The sequence below is a fragment of the Streptomyces sp. NPDC046925 genome (genome assembly GCF_040644915.1).
Lineage (GTDB): Bacteria > Actinomycetota > Actinomycetes > Streptomycetales > Streptomycetaceae > Streptomyces.
This window is the reverse complement of sequence record NZ_JBEYWZ010000009.1, coordinates 166736-181254: the sequence shown is the minus strand read 5'-3', so window position 1 is coordinate 181254 and position 14519 is coordinate 166736. Positions and strand designations below refer to the sequence as shown.

Below are 14519 nucleotides of genomic sequence, written 5' to 3'. Positions count from 1 at the left end.
GTGATCTCCTCCTCAGCGGTGGGCGGACGCGGGCTCGGGCGCGGGCAGGGACTCGGGGCCGGGGATGCTCGCCCCGGCGTCGGGGTGAGCGAGCCCGAGGTGGTCGCGCAGGGTCGTGCCCTCGTACTCCGTACGGAACACGCCGCGCTCCTGGAGCAGCGGGACCACGGTGTCGGCGAAGGCGTCGAGGCCGCCGGGGGTGATGTGCGGGACGAGGATGAAGCCGTCGGACGCGTCGGCCTGGACGAAGGAGTTGATCGTCTCGGCGACGGTGGCCGGGGAGCCGACGAAGGACTGGCGGTTGCCGGTCTCGATGACGAGGTCGCGGATGGACCACTTGTTCGCTGCCGCGAGCTCACGCCATTCGCGCGCGGTGGCCAGCGGGTCGCGGTACATGCGCACTTGGGCGCGCCCGCGGGCGACGGTGTGCTCGCCGAGGTCGGGGTCGATGTCGGGCAGCGGTCCGTCCGGGTCGTACGCGGACAGGTCGCGGTTCCAGACGAACTCCAGGTGCTTGATCGCCGTTGCGCCGCTGACCTGCTTGCGCCGCACCTCGCGGGAGAGTTCCTCCGCCTCGGCGTCCGTGTCCCCGAGGACGAAGGTCGCGGCGGGCAGGATGAGCAGCTGGTCGTGGGTGCGGCCGTGGCGCGCGAGGCGTCCCTTGACGTCCGCGTAGAACGCCTGGCCTTCCTTGAGCGTGCTGTACCGGCTGAAGATCGCGTCGGCGCCCGCGGCCGCGAACTCGCGCCCCTCCTCGGAGTCACCGGCCTGGAAGATGACGGGTCGCCCCTGCGGGCTGCGCGGGACGTTGAACTGCCCCTGGATGTCGAAGTGCTGTCCCTGGTGGACGAAGGCGCCCGCCTTGGCGTCGCGCAGGAAGGTGCCGCTCTCCCGGTCGGCGGCGATCTCGTCGCCGCGCCAGGAGTCGAAGAGCTCGTTCGCCGTGCTGAGGAATTCCTTCGCCCTGGAGTACCGCTCCTCCTGCGGGAGGAATCCGCCGCGGCGGAAGTTCTCGCCGGTGAAGGCGTCCCAGGAGGTCACGACGTTCCAGGCGGCGCGCCCGCCGGAGAGGTGGTCGAGGCTGGCGAACTGGCGGGCCACCTCGTACGGCTCGTTGAAGGTGGAGTTGATGGTGCCGGTCAGGCCGAGGTGTTCGGTGACGGCGGCGAGCGCGGTGAGGACGGTGAAGGTGTCGGGCCGCCCGACGACGTCCAAGTCGTAGATCTCCCCGCCCTGTTCGCGAAGGCGCAGCCCTTCGGCGAGGAACAGGAAGTCGAACTTGGCGCGCTCGGCGGTGCGGGCGAAGTGCGCGAAGGAGCTGAACTCGATGTGGCTTCCGGCTTCGGGATCGCTCCATACGGTGGTGTTGTTGACGCCGGGGAAGTGCGCCGCGAGGTGGATCTGCTTGAGCGGCTTGTCCGGTGACTTGCTCATGTCGGGGTTCCTTCCGGCTCAGGCGGTGGCGGCGTAGCGGCTTGCGGGGCGGGCGAGGCCGAGCAGGCCGCGCAGGGTGTCGGCCTCGTACGCGTGCCGGAAGGCGCCGCGGCGCTGGAGTTCGGGCACCAGGCCCCGGGTGATCGCCGGGAGGTCGTGACCGGCGACGGCGGGGCGCAGCCGGAATCCGGTGAGACCGGCCTGCTGCAACTCCAATAGCAGATCGGCCAGTTGAGCGGGAGTGCCCGCGAAGATGCGGGCGTCGCTGGTGTACGGGTGACCGGCGAGGGCGTCCAGACGCTCGCGGCGGGCCGCGGCGGCGGCCGGGTCGTCGTCGAGGAACACCACCAGGTCGCCGAAGAGGTGCAGGGGCTCGTCGGTGCGCCCGGCGGCGTCCTGCTCGGCACGGACCGCGGTGACGATGGCACGCGCGTGCCCGGCGTCACGCGGGGTGACGTATCCGATGTCGGCGGAGCGGCCGAGGAGCCGGAAGGGGGCGTCGGTGGGGCCCTCGTGGGCGAGCGCGCTGACGACGGGCCTGCCCTGCGGCGGCCGGGGTGTGATCGAGGGGCCCTTGACGCTGAAGTGCTTGCCCTCGAAGTCGATGTAGTGCAGCTTGTCGCGGTCGATGAAGCGGCCGGTGGCGACGTCCCGGATCTCCGCGTCGTCCTCCCAGCTGTCCCAGAGGCGGCGCACGACCTCGACGTAGTCGGCCACCTCGTCGAAGAGGTCGAGGGTCAGCTCCCGTACGTCCGCTCGGCCGAGGTCCTCGACGCCGTCGAGGGCGGGAAACGTACGGCGCCCGAAGTGCGCGGCGTCGTTGCGGCGCGCGGACACCTGCACCCGCAGGCCCGCGCGGCCCGTGCTCACGTAGTCGAGCGTGGCGATCGCCTTGGATATGTGGAAGGGCTCCGTGTGGGTGGTCACCACGGTCGGCACAAGGCCGATGTGGCGGGTCAGCGGCGCGACACGGGCGGCGACGAGGACGGCGTCGAGGCGCCCTCGCACCTGGTCCGTGCGTCCGTCGGGTTCGGTGAAGTGCGAGGACTGGAGCCCGAGCGCGTCCTCGATGGTCACGAAGTCGAGCAGGCCGCGTTCGGCCTCGGTGATCAGATCGGTCCAGTACCGGGCGGTGAGCAACTCCCCCGGCCGGGCTACCGGTTCACGCCAGGCGGCGGGGTGCCAGCCCGCGCCGTCGAGCGCGACGGCGAGGTGCAGCGGGGCACCGGAGGGTGAAGAAGAAGACGGGGAGGAAACGGATTGAGCGGATGAATGGGGCAGCGCAGATGATGACGACACGAAAGGTGTGCCTTCCTGATCGACCGTACGAGATCACCGGCCCCTCGGCTCCGAGGGTGCGGCGGCGGGGTGACGGGGTCAGGAACAACAGAGCGCGCCGGCGACGCGCTGCAGATCGATATGCGGCCGGGAGTACAGGTGGACCCGCGGGCTCGGGGCGATCGCCTTGACGCGCGGGGCGGCTGAGGCGGACCACGGCCGGGGCATCGCGGGCGACACATGCGAAACGTGCGACACGTGCGGCACCATCGGCACGTCCCCCACCTCCGCCCTTCCGGCCCGGCGGGCCAGGGGCCTCGCCGGTCTCGCGCTTGCGGACCCTGATCGGGCCCGCCTGGTCCTCACCTGGAGCACCCCGCCGCGTGGGAGGGTTGCCGGTCAGCAAGCCAGGGCTTGACGCTGACACTCGTAACCTGCTCGGGACGTTACGTGAGGCCGGAGCGGTGCGCAATGCCCGTGGATCATGGGCGTGCGCACATCTTTGTCCGTGCCTCGGTGGCCGTCCTTCTCAGGCACAACCGTCGGGCTCCTGCTTCTGTTCCGCTTTCCGGCCGCGAGTTCTCAGGCCGCGAGTTCTCAGGTCACGTGAGCTCTCCGGCCTTCTTGACGGCACCGGGCACCCGCACTCAGACTTCCCGGGACGGTAACGGGCCTCGACGGCAGGGCTGGTGGACATGTCCAGGGCGGTCGGTGAGAGGAACAGCAGCCGGCGGCCTCTTCTGTCCGCGCCCCGGCCCCGCCCCCGCGTTCTGACCAGACGCCTGCACATCGACCTGCTGCGCGTGTGCAGCGCCTCGGTGCCAGCCTTCTGACGTCCGCGCGTACGAGACGTACCAGACACACAAGACGTACGCGGTGACGAAGCGTCATCTCTGCGGCCCTCTGCGGCCCCACCTCACCCTCTCCCCCGCTGTGCCACCGGCGCCGAGCGCGCGGTCGGCGCCCCTTCGCCTGTCTGGAGAGCCATGCCCGAGATCACGTCACAACGCCCCCGCCACGTCGTCCTTGAGGAGCCCCGCTCCCCGCACGGCACGCGCCCCGCTCCCATCCGCAGCCGCATCGGCGCCGATCTCGCCGGCGGCTTCTACCCGGCGCCCCACCGCTATCACCTGTACCTCTCGGCAGGGTGTCCGCACTCCTTGCGCGTCTCGATCACGCTCGACCTGCTCGGGCTCAGGGACTCGGTCACCACGACGCTTCTGGCACCGGACGCCCCGGAAAGCAGCGCCGCGCTCGACGCCCTGCACCGCTGCTACGAAGCCACCGAGCACCACTTCGACGGCCCGCTGACCGTTCCCGCCCTGTGCGACCGCTGGAGCGGGCACGTCGTCAGCAATCACACGCCGGACATCCTGCGCGACCTCGCCTGCCGCCTGGCCGCACACGGCAGCGGCCCGCTCCATCCCCTGCGCCCGCCGTCCCAGGCGACCCGGATCGACTCCTGGCACGACCTGCTCGCAGGCCCTCTCTCCCCCGCGACGCTGGACCGCCTCGACAGCCGCCTGGCCGCCCACCTCTACCTCGCGGGCGACGAACTGAGCGCGGCGGACGTGGACGTGTGGGCGAAGCTGGTCCACCCCGCCCCGGACGAAGTCGGGGCCGAGCCCACTCACGCGTACCCGCACCTGCGCGCGTACGTCCGCCGCCTGCACGACCACCCGGCCTTCCGCACCCACCACCCTCGTACCGTCGCCCCGGACCGGCGGTGGTCGGACGCCCCCGCCTGAGACGCGAAACCCCTTTCTCAAGCCGAGCGCCCCTGTGCCAGGGTCACCTGATGAACGATTCCCGAGGCGTCCTGCTGCGCCGGCAGTTCGATCTGACCTGGTCCCTCTTCGAGTACCACCTGGAGCGTCTCGAGCCCGGGGACTTCCTGTGGGAGCCCGCGCCGCTCTGCTGGACGGTGCGGCCCGACGGCGACGGAGGGTGGGTGCCGGACTTCGCGGAGACCGAGCCGGACCCCGTTCCCGTACCCACGATCGGCTGGATCAGCTGGCACATCGGCTGGTGGTGGGGCGTGACGATCGACCACGCGCGGGGGCACGTGCCGCGGGAGCGGACCGAGGTCGCCTGGCCGGGCGAGGGCGAGGCGAGCGTCGACTGGCTGCGGGACCTGCGTACGGACTGGCTGGCGGTGCTCGACCGGCTCGACGACGTCGACCTGGACGCCACCGCCCCGTTTCCCTGGCAGAACGACCCCGAACACACCGTCGCCGACATGCTCGGCTGGGTGAACTCCGAGCTGATGAAGAACGCCGCCGAGATCGGTCAGCTCCGCATGCTGCACGCCGCACGGTAGGGGCGCTCGCACGGCGCCCCACGACGCCCACGGGCCCCACGCCCACAGGCCCCGCGCCTACGGCAGGATCGGGCGTGGCCGCGGCACGCGCTCCGCGGCCACGCCTGAGTTCACCAGATCCGGACGCGCTCCGCGCGGTCCAGCCAGAGGCCGTCGCCCTGCGTCGTCTCGAACGCCTCGTGGAACTCTTCGAGGTTGCGGACGATGTTGGCGCGGAACTCGGGCGGCGAGTGCGGGTCGATGGTGAGGTACTGCTGCTCCTGCTCCTTGCGGCGCTTGGTGCGCCAGCAGTAGGCCCAGCTCATGAAGAGCCGCTGCGAGCCGGTCAGGCCGCCGCTCGTGGGCATCGGGGCGCCGTCGAGCGCGATGCGGTACGCCGTGTGCCCGATCGTCAGGCCGCCCAGGTCGCCGATGTTCTCGCCGACCGTCAGCGAGCCGTTGACGAACTCGTCCGGCAGGTTGCGCGGCGAGAAGGCGTCGTACTGCTTGACCAGCGCCTTCGACTTCGCCTCGAACGCGGTCTTGTCGGCCGCGGTCCACCAGTCGTTGAGGTTGCCCGCGCCGTCGTACTGCGCGCCCTGGTCGTCGAAGCCGTGGCCGATCTCGTGGCCGATGACCGAGCCGATGCCGCCGTAGTTCTCGGCCGGGTCGGCGTCGGGCGAGAAGAAGGGCTTCTGCAGGATGCCCGCGGGGAAGCAGATCTCGTTGGTGCCCGGGTTGTAGTAGGCGTTGACCGTCTGCGGCAGCATGAACCACTCGTCGCGGTCGACCGGCGCGCCGATCTTGGCGAGCTGCCGGTCGGACTCGAAGGCGTCCGCCGCCTGCGCGTTGCCGAGCAGGTCGCCCTCGGTGACCTCGAGGGCCGAGTAGTCGCGGAAGGTGTCGGGGTAGCCGATCTTGGGGCGGAAGGTGGCGAGCTTCTCGTAGGCGCGCTCCTTCGTCTCGTCCGTCATCCAGTCCAGGCGGGCGATCGACTGGCGGTAGGCCTCCAGGAGGTTGGCGACGAGGTCGTCCATCATCGCCTTGGAGCTCGGCGGGAAGTGCCGCGCCACGTACTCCTTGCCGACGGCCTCGCCGATGGACCCCTCGACGAAGGCGACCGCCCGCTTCCACCGGGCGCGCAGTTCGGGGGTGCCGTTGAGGGTGCGGCCGTAGAACTCGAAGTTGTTCCGCACGAACGCGTCCGTGAGGTAGGGCGCGCACGAGCGGAGCACCCGCACCAGCGTCCAGTCGCGCCACTGCTCGATCGGCACCTCGGCCAGGGCCGTGGACAGGTGGGCGAGGTAGGACGGCTGGCGGACGCAGGTCTCGGCGATGGTGGCGTCCGAGCCGCCGAGCCCCTCGGCGTAGCCGCGCCAGTCGAACTCCGGTGCAAGCTCGATCAGTTCGTCCAGCGTGGTGAGGTTGTAGGTCTTCTGCACGTCGCGCGTCTCGGCGCGCTCCCAGTGGCCCGCGGCGAGACGGGTCTCCAGGTCGAGGACCGTCTGCGCGGCCTCGGCGGGAGAGGCGTGCTGGCCGAGCGTGAGCAGTTCGGTGAGGTAGCCGAGGTACTTCTCGCGGATCTCGGCGAACTTCTCCTCGCGGTAGTACGACTCGTCGGGCAGGCCGAGCCCGCCCTGGAGGACGTTGAAGAGGTAGCGGTCGGAGTTGCGGTCGTCGGAGTCGATGTAGGAACCGAACAGACCGGAGCCGCCGGTCCGCTCGAAACGGCCGAGGAACGCCGCGAGCTGCCGGGTGTCCCGCAGCCCCGCGACGGCGTCGATCAGGGGTTGCGCGGGGGCGAGCCCGCGGGCGGCGATCGTCTCCTCGTCCATGAACGAGGCGTACAGCGCGGCGATCTTGCGCGCGTCATCCGAGCCGGCGCCGTCCGCCGCCAGCTCCTGGATGATCACCTTCACTTGTTCCTCGGCCGTGTCGACCAGCTGCACGAAGGGGCCCCAGCTGGAGCGGTCCTCGGGGATCGGCTCGGTCTCGAGCCAGTGGCCGTTGACGTGGCCGAACAGGTCGTCCTGGGGTCGGATCTCGGGGTTCATGCCCGCGCGGGCGTCATCCAGCATGCTCATTCACGCACCCTACGCGGACACCGTGCCCGAGCACGATCGGCTTACGGCTCCGGCCTGCCTCAGCCGGCGACGTACTCCCGCAGATGCCGCGCCGTCACGGTCCGCGCCTCGGCCACCAGGGTCGCGGGCGTGCCGGTGAACACCACCTGCCCGCCGTCGTGCCCGCCGCCGGGCCCCAGGTCGATGATCCAGTCGGCGTGTGCCATCACCGCCTGGTGGTGCTCGATGACGACCACCGAGTTGCCGTCGTCGACGAGCCGGTCGAGCAGCGCGAGCAGCTTGTCCACGTCGGCCAGGTGCAGTCCGGTCGTCGGTTCGTCCAGGACGTACGTCGACGACTTCTCGGCCATGTGGATGGCGAGCTTGAGGCGCTGGCGCTCACCGCCGGAGAGGGTGTTCAGGGGCTGTCCGAGCCGCAGATAGCCGAGCCCGACGTCACTGAGGCGGCCGAGGATGGTGTGCGCCTGGCCCGCGGGGAAGAAGGCGAGCGCCTCGGCGACGGACATACCGAGGACCTCGCTGATGTTCTTGCCGCGCAGCCGGTAGGCCAGGACCTCCGCGGTGAACCGCTCGCCCTCGCACGCCTCGCAGACCGACGCCACCCCGGGCATCATCGCCAGGTCGGTGTAGATGAGCCCGATGCCGTTGCACTTGGGGCAGGCGCCCTCGGAGTTCGCGCTGAACAGGGCCGCCTTGACGCCGTTGGCCTTGGCGAACGCGGTACGGATCGGGCCGAGCAGCCCGGTGTAGGTCGCCGGGTTCGAGCGGCGCGAGCCGCGGATCGGCGACTGGTCGGCGACGACCACGCCCTCCTGCCCGGAGAGGTAGCCGTGGATCAGCGAGCTCTTGCCGGAGCCCGCGACGCCGGTGACCACGGCGAGCACCCCGAGCGGGACGTCGACCTCGACGTCCTTGAGGTTGTGCCGGTCGGCGCCTTTGATGGACAGCTGCCCCTTGGGCACGCGCACCTGCTCGCGCAGCCGGGCCCGGTGTTCCAGATGCCGTCCGGTCAGCGTGCCCGACGCGCGCAGCCCCGCCACGTCGCCGGTGAAGCAGATCTGCCCGCCCGCCGTACCGGCCGCGGGGCCGAGGTCCACCACGTGGTCGGCGATCGCGATGACCTCGGGCTTGTGCTCCACGACGAGCACCGTGTTGCCCTTGTCGCGAAGGCGAAGGAGCAGGTCGTTCATGCGCCGGATGTCGTGCGGGTGCAGGCCGATGGTCGGTTCGTCGAAGACGTATGTCACGTCGGTGATGCTGGAGCCGAGGTGGCGCACCATCTTCACGCGCTGTGCCTCGCCGCCGGAGAGCGAGCCCGATGTGCGGTCCAGGCTCAGATAGCCGAGGCCGATCTCGACAAGGGATTCGAGCAGTTCGCGCAGGCTCGCGATCAGCGGCGCGACGGCCGGGTCGTCGAGGCCGCGCACGAACGCGGCGAGATCGCTGATCTGCATCGACGAGCAGTCGGCGATGTTTTGGCCGTCGATCCTCGACGACAGCGCTGCGGCGGTCAGGCGGGTGCCCTCGCAGAGCGGGCACCGGGCGAAGACCACGGCCCGGTCCACGAAGGCCTTGATGTGGGATTGCAGGGAGTCGCGGTCCTTGGCGAGCCAGGTCCGCTGCATCTTGGCTATCAGGCCCTCGTACGTGAAGCCGTTCGAGCCCACCTTCACCTTGGTCGGGGCCTTGTGCAGGAGGTCGGCCCACTCCTGCTCGGTGTAGTCCTTCAGCTTCTTGTCCGGGTCGTGGAAGCCGGAGTTGACCATGATCTGCCAGCTCCAGGAGTCCACCGCGTAGTACGGCACGGTGATCGCCCCCTCGTTCAGCGAGAGCTCGCGGTCCACGAGCCGGTCGACGTCGACCGTGGAGGCCTCGCCGGTGCCCTCGCACTGGGGGCACATGCCTTCGGGCAGGTTGAAGCTGAAGGCGCCCGACGTCCCGACGGACGGTACCCCGAGGCGGCTGAAGATGATCCTGAGCATGGTGGAGGCGTCGGTGGCGGTGCCCACCGTGGAGCGTGAGTTGGCGCCCATCCGCTCCTGGTCGACGACGATCGCCGCGCTGAGATTGCGCAGCCCGTCCACGTCGGGGCGGCCCTGACTCGGCATGAACGACTGGATGAACGCGGTGTACGTCTCGTTGATGAGCCGCTGCGACTCGGCGGCGATGGTGCCGAAGACGAGCGAGGACTTCCCGGAGCCCGAGACCCCGGTGAAGACGGTGAGCCGCCGCTTGGGGATGTCGAGCGAGACGTTCCGCAAGTTGTTCTCGCGGGCGCCTCGTACCTGAATCACGTGGTGGCTGTCGGCGGGTGTGACCGTCACTGATGCTCCTTGGCCTGAACCGGACTGAAACCGGACTGAACCGGACCGAAGGAAAAGCGTACACCGTACCCAGTCGTACGCGTACACCGTACCCAGTCCCGGACCGGCATCAATTTTCCGACACCAATTGCCTGCCGTTGGCGCTTAGTTGGTATGGACATGACCGCCGGGCCGCTCTTATGCTCCGCCTGAACTCAACGTGAGAGCGCTCTCATCACCCTGTTCCTCCCCACCCCGATGGAACGACAGAAAGGGCACTGCCATGAGACGCAGAACCGGAGTCCGCATCGCCTTCTCCTCGATGCTCCTGGTCGGCACCTGGGCAAGCGCCTCGCTCACCTCCACCGCCGGCGCCGCCCCCGCACCCACCCCCGCCCCTGCCTCCGCGGGCATGCTCACCGCCATGCAGGACGACTTCGGGCTCACCGAGGGCCAGGCACGCGAGCGCCTCGCCTCCGAGAAGACCGCGATACGCGTCGACCGCGCGGCACAGCGGGCCGCCGGATCGACGTACGCCGGCTCCTGGTACGACGCGAAGACCGGCAAGCTGACCGTCGCCACCACCAGCGCGGCCAAGTCCGAGGCCCTGCGCGAGACCGGCGCCACCGTCCGCGTGGTCCGCCACAGCGAGAAGGAACTGAACGCGGTCAAGGCACGCATCGACGATCTGTCCGCGCCCAAGGGCGTCAGCAGCTGGCACGTCGCGCCGCGCAGCAACAAGGTCGTGGTGAACGTCGTCGCTGCTCAGCAGAACGACAACGATGTCCAACGCTTCGTCGACCGCGCCCGTAAGGCGGGCCCCGTCCAGGTCGCGACGGTCGACAAGGCCCCCAGCACCTTCGCCGCCGGAACCGTCGGCGGCGACCCCTACTACACCGGCAACGTCCGCTGTTCCATCGGCTTCTCGGTGCACGGAGGGTTCGTCACCGCGGGCCACTGCGGGCAGACCGGCGCCGCCGTGCGCGGCTGGGACAACTCGGCCATCGGCAACTTCCGGGGCTCTTCGTTCCCCGACAACGACTACGCCTGGGTCAGCGTGGGCAACGGCTGGTGGACCGTCCCGGTGGTCCTCGGCTGGGGCACCGTCTCCGACCAGCTCGTCCGCGGCTCCAACGAGGCACCGATCGGCGCCTCGATCTGCCGCTCCGGTTCCACCACGCACTGGCACTGCGGCAACGTGCTCGCCAAGAACGAGACCGTGAACTACAGCCAGGGCGCCGTCCACCAGATGACCAAGACCAGCGTGTGCGCCGAAGGCGGCGACTCCGGCGGCTCGTTCATCAGCGGTGACCAGGCCCAGGGCGTCACCTCCGGCGGCTGGGGCAACTGCAGCGGCGGCGGCGAGACCTGGTACCAGCCGATCAACGAGATCCTCAACCGCTACGGCCTCACCCTGCACACCGCCTGATCGCCACGGAATGCGCGCCGGACCCGCGGGAGGGCCCGGCGCGTACGCCGCCGTGGTGAGTCCTGGCGGCTGGATGGCCCTATGGCGGTTCACCGCCGGCGCACCGGAGGAAGGACTGCGGCTGCCACTGCCAGGAACGACTGGTCCCGCAACCGCGTGTTCGGGACGAACGGAGCACCGCGATGACAGCAGGGTCTGCCGGAACCAGGCGCCGCACCCGCATCGGCACCAGACTCCTCGCCACGCTCGCCGTGGGCGCGCTCACCATGGGGGCCGCGCATGAAAGCACACCGGCGGACACCGCACCACCGGGCGACCGGTCACCCTTCACCGGCCGCGCGGCACAGAAGGGCCCGGTGCTCGCGGTGAAGTTCGACAACGCGCCGAGGGCTCGCCCGCACCACGGTCTCGCGCAGGCGGACATCGTCTATGTGGAGAAGGTCGAGGGCGGCATGAGCCGCCTGATGGGGGTGTATTCGAGCCGCCTGCCCCGGGCCGTCGGCCCGGTGCGCAGCGCACGGGAGTCCGACATCGAACTGCTGCGCCAGTTCGGGCGCCCGGCCCTCGCCTACTCGGGTGTGCGCACCTCGCTCAACAAGGTGCTCAAGGAAGCACCGCTGTACGCGCGCCCGTTCGGCCGCTTCCCCGGCGCCTACTTCCGCAGCGGCAACCGCCCCGCCCCGCACAATCTCTTCGTCCGCCCCGAGTCCGCCCTGCGCACGGCCCCCAAGGCCAGCCACCCCGGCGACATCGGCTTCCGCTTCGGCCCGGCCCCGGCCGGCGGCACCCCCACCGCGGCGCGGACCGTCCGCTACTCCGGGGCCAGCCACACCTTCCGCTGGTCGTCCGGCGAGCGCCGCTGGCTCGTGTCCTTCGACGGGGCCCCGGCCCGCAGCTCCTCGGGGGCGCGGCTCGGCGCGCGGACGGTCGTGATCCAGCACGTGGACATGCCGCCGTCGCGCTACAAGGACGTCAACGGCGCGGCGACCCCGTACATCAAGACGGTCGGCAGCGGACGGGCGACCGTGCTGCGGGGCGGCAAGGCGTACAAGACCCGCTGGAAGCGGTCGAGCGCCGAGGACGGCACGACTTTCACGCGCGCCGACGGCCGGCCGATGCCCTTCGCGCCCGGCCAGGTCTGGATGGTCTTCGCGGACCGCTGAGCCGCCCCGGCGACAGCCGCGACAGCTGGCCGGACAGGCGTCAGCCCGGTGACCATGGTCGGTCACCGGGCTGACGGGGTTCATGCCTGACGGAGCATCATGCCTGACGTAGCGTCAGGGGCTCAGCCGCGTACGGGCTCCAGCTCCCGGTCCGTGTCTTGGTCGTCCCGGTCGTCCTGGCGAGCCGTCGGGAAGTCGCCGAGCTGCTTGTGCAGCTTCTCGCCCTCCACGTCGACGTTCGGCAGCGCGCGGTCCAGCCACTTCGGCAGCCACCACGCCTTCTTGCCGAGCAGGGCGAGCACGGCCGGGACGATCGCCATGCGGACGACGAAGGCGTCGAAGAGGACGGCGATGGCCAGACCGAAGCCCATCATCTTGATCATGTCGTCGTTCTCCATGATGAAGCCGGAGAAGACGCTGATCATGATGACCGCCGCGGCGGCGACGACCCGTCCGCCGTGCGTGAAGCCGGTGACGACGGCCTCGCCGGGGCGCGCCCCGTGGACGTAGGCCTCACGCATGCGGGTCACGAGGAAGACCTCGTAGTCCATCGCGAGACCGAAGACCACGCCGATCATGAAGATCGGCATCATGCTCATGATCGGGCCCGGCTGGTCCACGCCGACGATGTCGGCGAGCCAGCCCCACTGGAAGACCGCGACGACGGCGCCGAGCGCGGCGGCCACCGAAAGGAGGAAGCCGAGCGCCGCCTTGAGCGGGACGAGGACCGAGCGGAAGACCAGCATCAGGAGCAGGAAGGCCAGGCCGACGACGAGTCCCAGGTAGGGCAGGAGCGCGTCGTCCAGGGTCTGCGAGAAGTCGATGGTCATGGCGGTCGCACCGGTGACCAGGACTTCGGAGCCCGTCTTGTCGCCCAGACCGTCGACCGTGGAGCGGATCTCCTTGACCACGCCCTCGGTCTTGTGGTCGCTGGGACCGGTCTTCGGTACGACGTTGAAGATCGCGGTGTCGTCGGACTTGTTGCCGTTCGCCGGTGTGACCGCGGCGACGCCGTCGATCTTGGCGATCTCCTCGCCGACCGTGCCGGCCGCCGCGGCGGCGCCCTTGTCCTTGTCGGTGTCGACGGTGACCATCAGCGGGCCGTTGAAGCCGGCGCCGAAGGACTCGGACAGCATGTCGTACGCCTTGCGCTGCGTGGTGTCCGGCGCCGACGTGCCCTCGTCGGGCAGGCCGAGCTCCAGGCTGGTGGCCGGTACGGCGACCGCGCCCAGGCCCACCACGGCGAGCAGCAGGACCGGGACCGGGCGGCGCAGCACGAAGCGTGCCCAGCGGGTGCCCAGCTTCGGCTTGGCATTCTCGTCCCGCAGCTCGCTGACGGGCTTCTTGCGGTCCTTGCGGCGCAGCACCTTCTTGCCCGCGAAGCCGAGCAGCGCGGGGATCATGGTGAGGGCGATGAGCACGGCTATCGCGACCGTGCCGGCCGCGGCCAGGCCCATCTTGGTGAGGATCGGGATGTTGACGATCGCGAGGCCCGAGAGCGCGACGATGACGGTGAGTCCGGCGAACACCACGGCGGATCCGGCGGTCCCGGTGGCGCGGCCCGCCGCCTCCTCCGGCTCCCGGCCGTCGGCGATCTCCGCCCGGTAGCGGGAGACGATGAACAGGGCGTAGTCGATGCCGACGGCGAGGCCGATCATCATCGCGAGCGTGGAGGTCGTGCCGGAGAGGTCGAGGAGGCTGCCGAGGGCCGCGATGCCCGAGACGCCGATGCCCACGCCGATGATGGCGGTCAGGAGCGGCATGCCCGCGGCGACCATCGAACCGAAGGTGATGATCAGGACGACCGCGGAGACCGCGATGCCGATGAGTTCGGCGGAGCCGCCCATCTCCTGCTCGGCCATGACGGCGTCGCCGCCGGTCTCGACGGTGTAGCCATCCTTGCGGGTGTCGTCGGTGGCCTTGGTCAGCGCGTCACGTGACTTGTCGGTCAGCTCCTGGGCGGCGACCTTGTACGTGACGGACGCGTACGCGGTGGTGCCGTCCTTGCTGACCGCCTTGGCCTTGAAGGGGTCGGCGACCTCGGCGACCTGCGAGCCCGCGCCCAGCGTCTTGACCAGCTTCTCGACGTCGGCCTTGGGGCCTGATTCCGTCAGCTTGTCGCCCTCGGGGGCGCGGATGACGACCCGGGCCGTGGCGCCCTCGGCGCTGGCCGCCGGGAACTTCTCGTCGAGGAGGTCGAAGGCCTTCTGGGACTCCGTGCCCGGCATGGAGAAGGAGTCTTCCGGCGGTGCGGGGGCGGCCGACGCGGAGAAGCCGACGCCGGCCAGCAGCACCACCCACATCAGTGCCACATAGCGGCGTCGCCGGAAGGCGAGGCGGCCCAGTTTGTAGAGGAACGTAGCCACGGCGAAGGGGCTCCCGTCGGTTTCGGCAGGCAGGGTGACACCCCCCGCGGCACGATCAGCGCACGTCAGGGCGGTCAGCAGATTTCCTTTCAATAGTCCGGGGCCCCGCCGTCCCGGAAGTCAGACTCAGAGCCGGACTCTGAACCCACGGGCGCTGTACTGC

At 70.4% G+C, this 14519-nt stretch carries 10 protein-coding genes and 1 riboswitch; of the genes, 4 read left to right on the top strand and 6 right to left on the bottom strand.

Features of this window, described 5'->3' with window-relative positions:
• Positions 1 to 12: 12 nt before the first annotated feature.
• From ABZ906_RS31165 to ABZ906_RS31155, 3 genes are all read right to left on the bottom strand, one after another.
• Positions 13 to 1434 carry an NtaA/DmoA family FMN-dependent monooxygenase gene (locus ABZ906_RS31165; RefSeq protein ID WP_361184660.1) on the bottom strand — a complete coding sequence of 474 codons (1422 nt, stop codon included), beginning with the start codon at positions 1432 to 1434 and terminating at the stop codon, positions 13 to 15.
• Positions 1435 to 1452: 18 nt separating this feature from the next.
• Entirely contained in the window at positions 1453 to 2733 is a 1281-nt protein-coding gene (locus ABZ906_RS31160; RefSeq protein ID WP_361388383.1) for an LLM class flavin-dependent oxidoreductase, read from the bottom strand.
• A gap of 78 nt (positions 2734 to 2811) precedes the next feature.
• Positions 2812 to 2940 (bottom strand): putative leader peptide, encoded by a 129-nt coding sequence (locus ABZ906_RS31155; protein ID WP_361388777.1) that lies wholly within the window; start codon positions 2938 to 2940, stop codon positions 2812 to 2814.
• Between the two features lie 95 nt (positions 2941 to 3035).
• Positions 3036 to 3147, bottom strand: a riboswitch (SAM riboswitch).
• Positions 3148 to 3698: 551 nt separating this feature from the next.
• Between ABZ906_RS31155 and ABZ906_RS31150 the strand changes: the two genes are divergently transcribed.
• Together ABZ906_RS31150 and ABZ906_RS31145 are read left to right on the top strand one after the other, a co-directional pair.
• Complete coding sequence (locus ABZ906_RS31150) at positions 3699 to 4460, top strand: glutathione S-transferase C-terminal domain-containing protein (protein WP_361388380.1); 762 nt, start codon at positions 3699 to 3701, stop codon at positions 4458 to 4460.
• 50 nt (positions 4461 to 4510) lie between these two features.
• Complete coding sequence (locus ABZ906_RS31145) at positions 4511 to 5032, top strand: DinB family protein (RefSeq protein ID WP_361388377.1); 522 nt, start codon at positions 4511 to 4513, stop codon at positions 5030 to 5032.
• A 110-nt stretch (positions 5033 to 5142) separates the two neighbouring features.
• Here ABZ906_RS31145 and ABZ906_RS31140 read toward each other — a convergent pair whose 3' ends face one another.
• Together ABZ906_RS31140 and ABZ906_RS31135 are read right to left on the bottom strand one after the other, a co-directional pair.
• Positions 5143 to 7095, bottom strand: coding sequence for a M13-type metalloendopeptidase (locus ABZ906_RS31140; protein ID WP_361184668.1), 1953 nt, complete (start codon positions 7093 to 7095; stop codon positions 5143 to 5145).
• A gap of 59 nt (positions 7096 to 7154) precedes the next feature.
• Positions 7155 to 9419: an excinuclease ABC subunit UvrA gene (locus ABZ906_RS31135; RefSeq protein WP_361388374.1), complete on the bottom strand. Its 2265-nt coding sequence runs from the start codon at positions 9417 to 9419 to the stop codon at positions 7155 to 7157.
• Positions 9420 to 9681: 262 nt separating this feature from the next.
• Here ABZ906_RS31135 and ABZ906_RS31130 point away from each other — a divergent pair, with 262 nt between their 5' ends.
• Both ABZ906_RS31130 and ABZ906_RS31125 read left to right on the top strand, forming a co-directional pair.
• Complete coding sequence (locus ABZ906_RS31130) at positions 9682 to 10827, top strand: S1 family peptidase (RefSeq protein WP_361388372.1); 1146 nt, start codon at positions 9682 to 9684, stop codon at positions 10825 to 10827.
• Between the two features lie 182 nt (positions 10828 to 11009).
• A complete protein-coding gene (locus ABZ906_RS31125) occupies positions 11010 to 11990 on the top strand; it encodes a DUF3048 domain-containing protein (protein ID WP_361184675.1) in 981 nt (326 codons plus the stop codon).
• Positions 11991 to 12112: 122 nt separating this feature from the next.
• Here the strand turns inward: ABZ906_RS31125 and ABZ906_RS31120 are convergent, their stop codons facing one another.
• Positions 12113 to 14356, bottom strand: coding sequence for an MMPL family transporter (locus tag ABZ906_RS31120; RefSeq protein ID WP_361184677.1), 2244 nt, complete (start codon positions 14354 to 14356; stop codon positions 12113 to 12115).
• Positions 14357 to 14519: the final 163 nt, after the last annotated feature.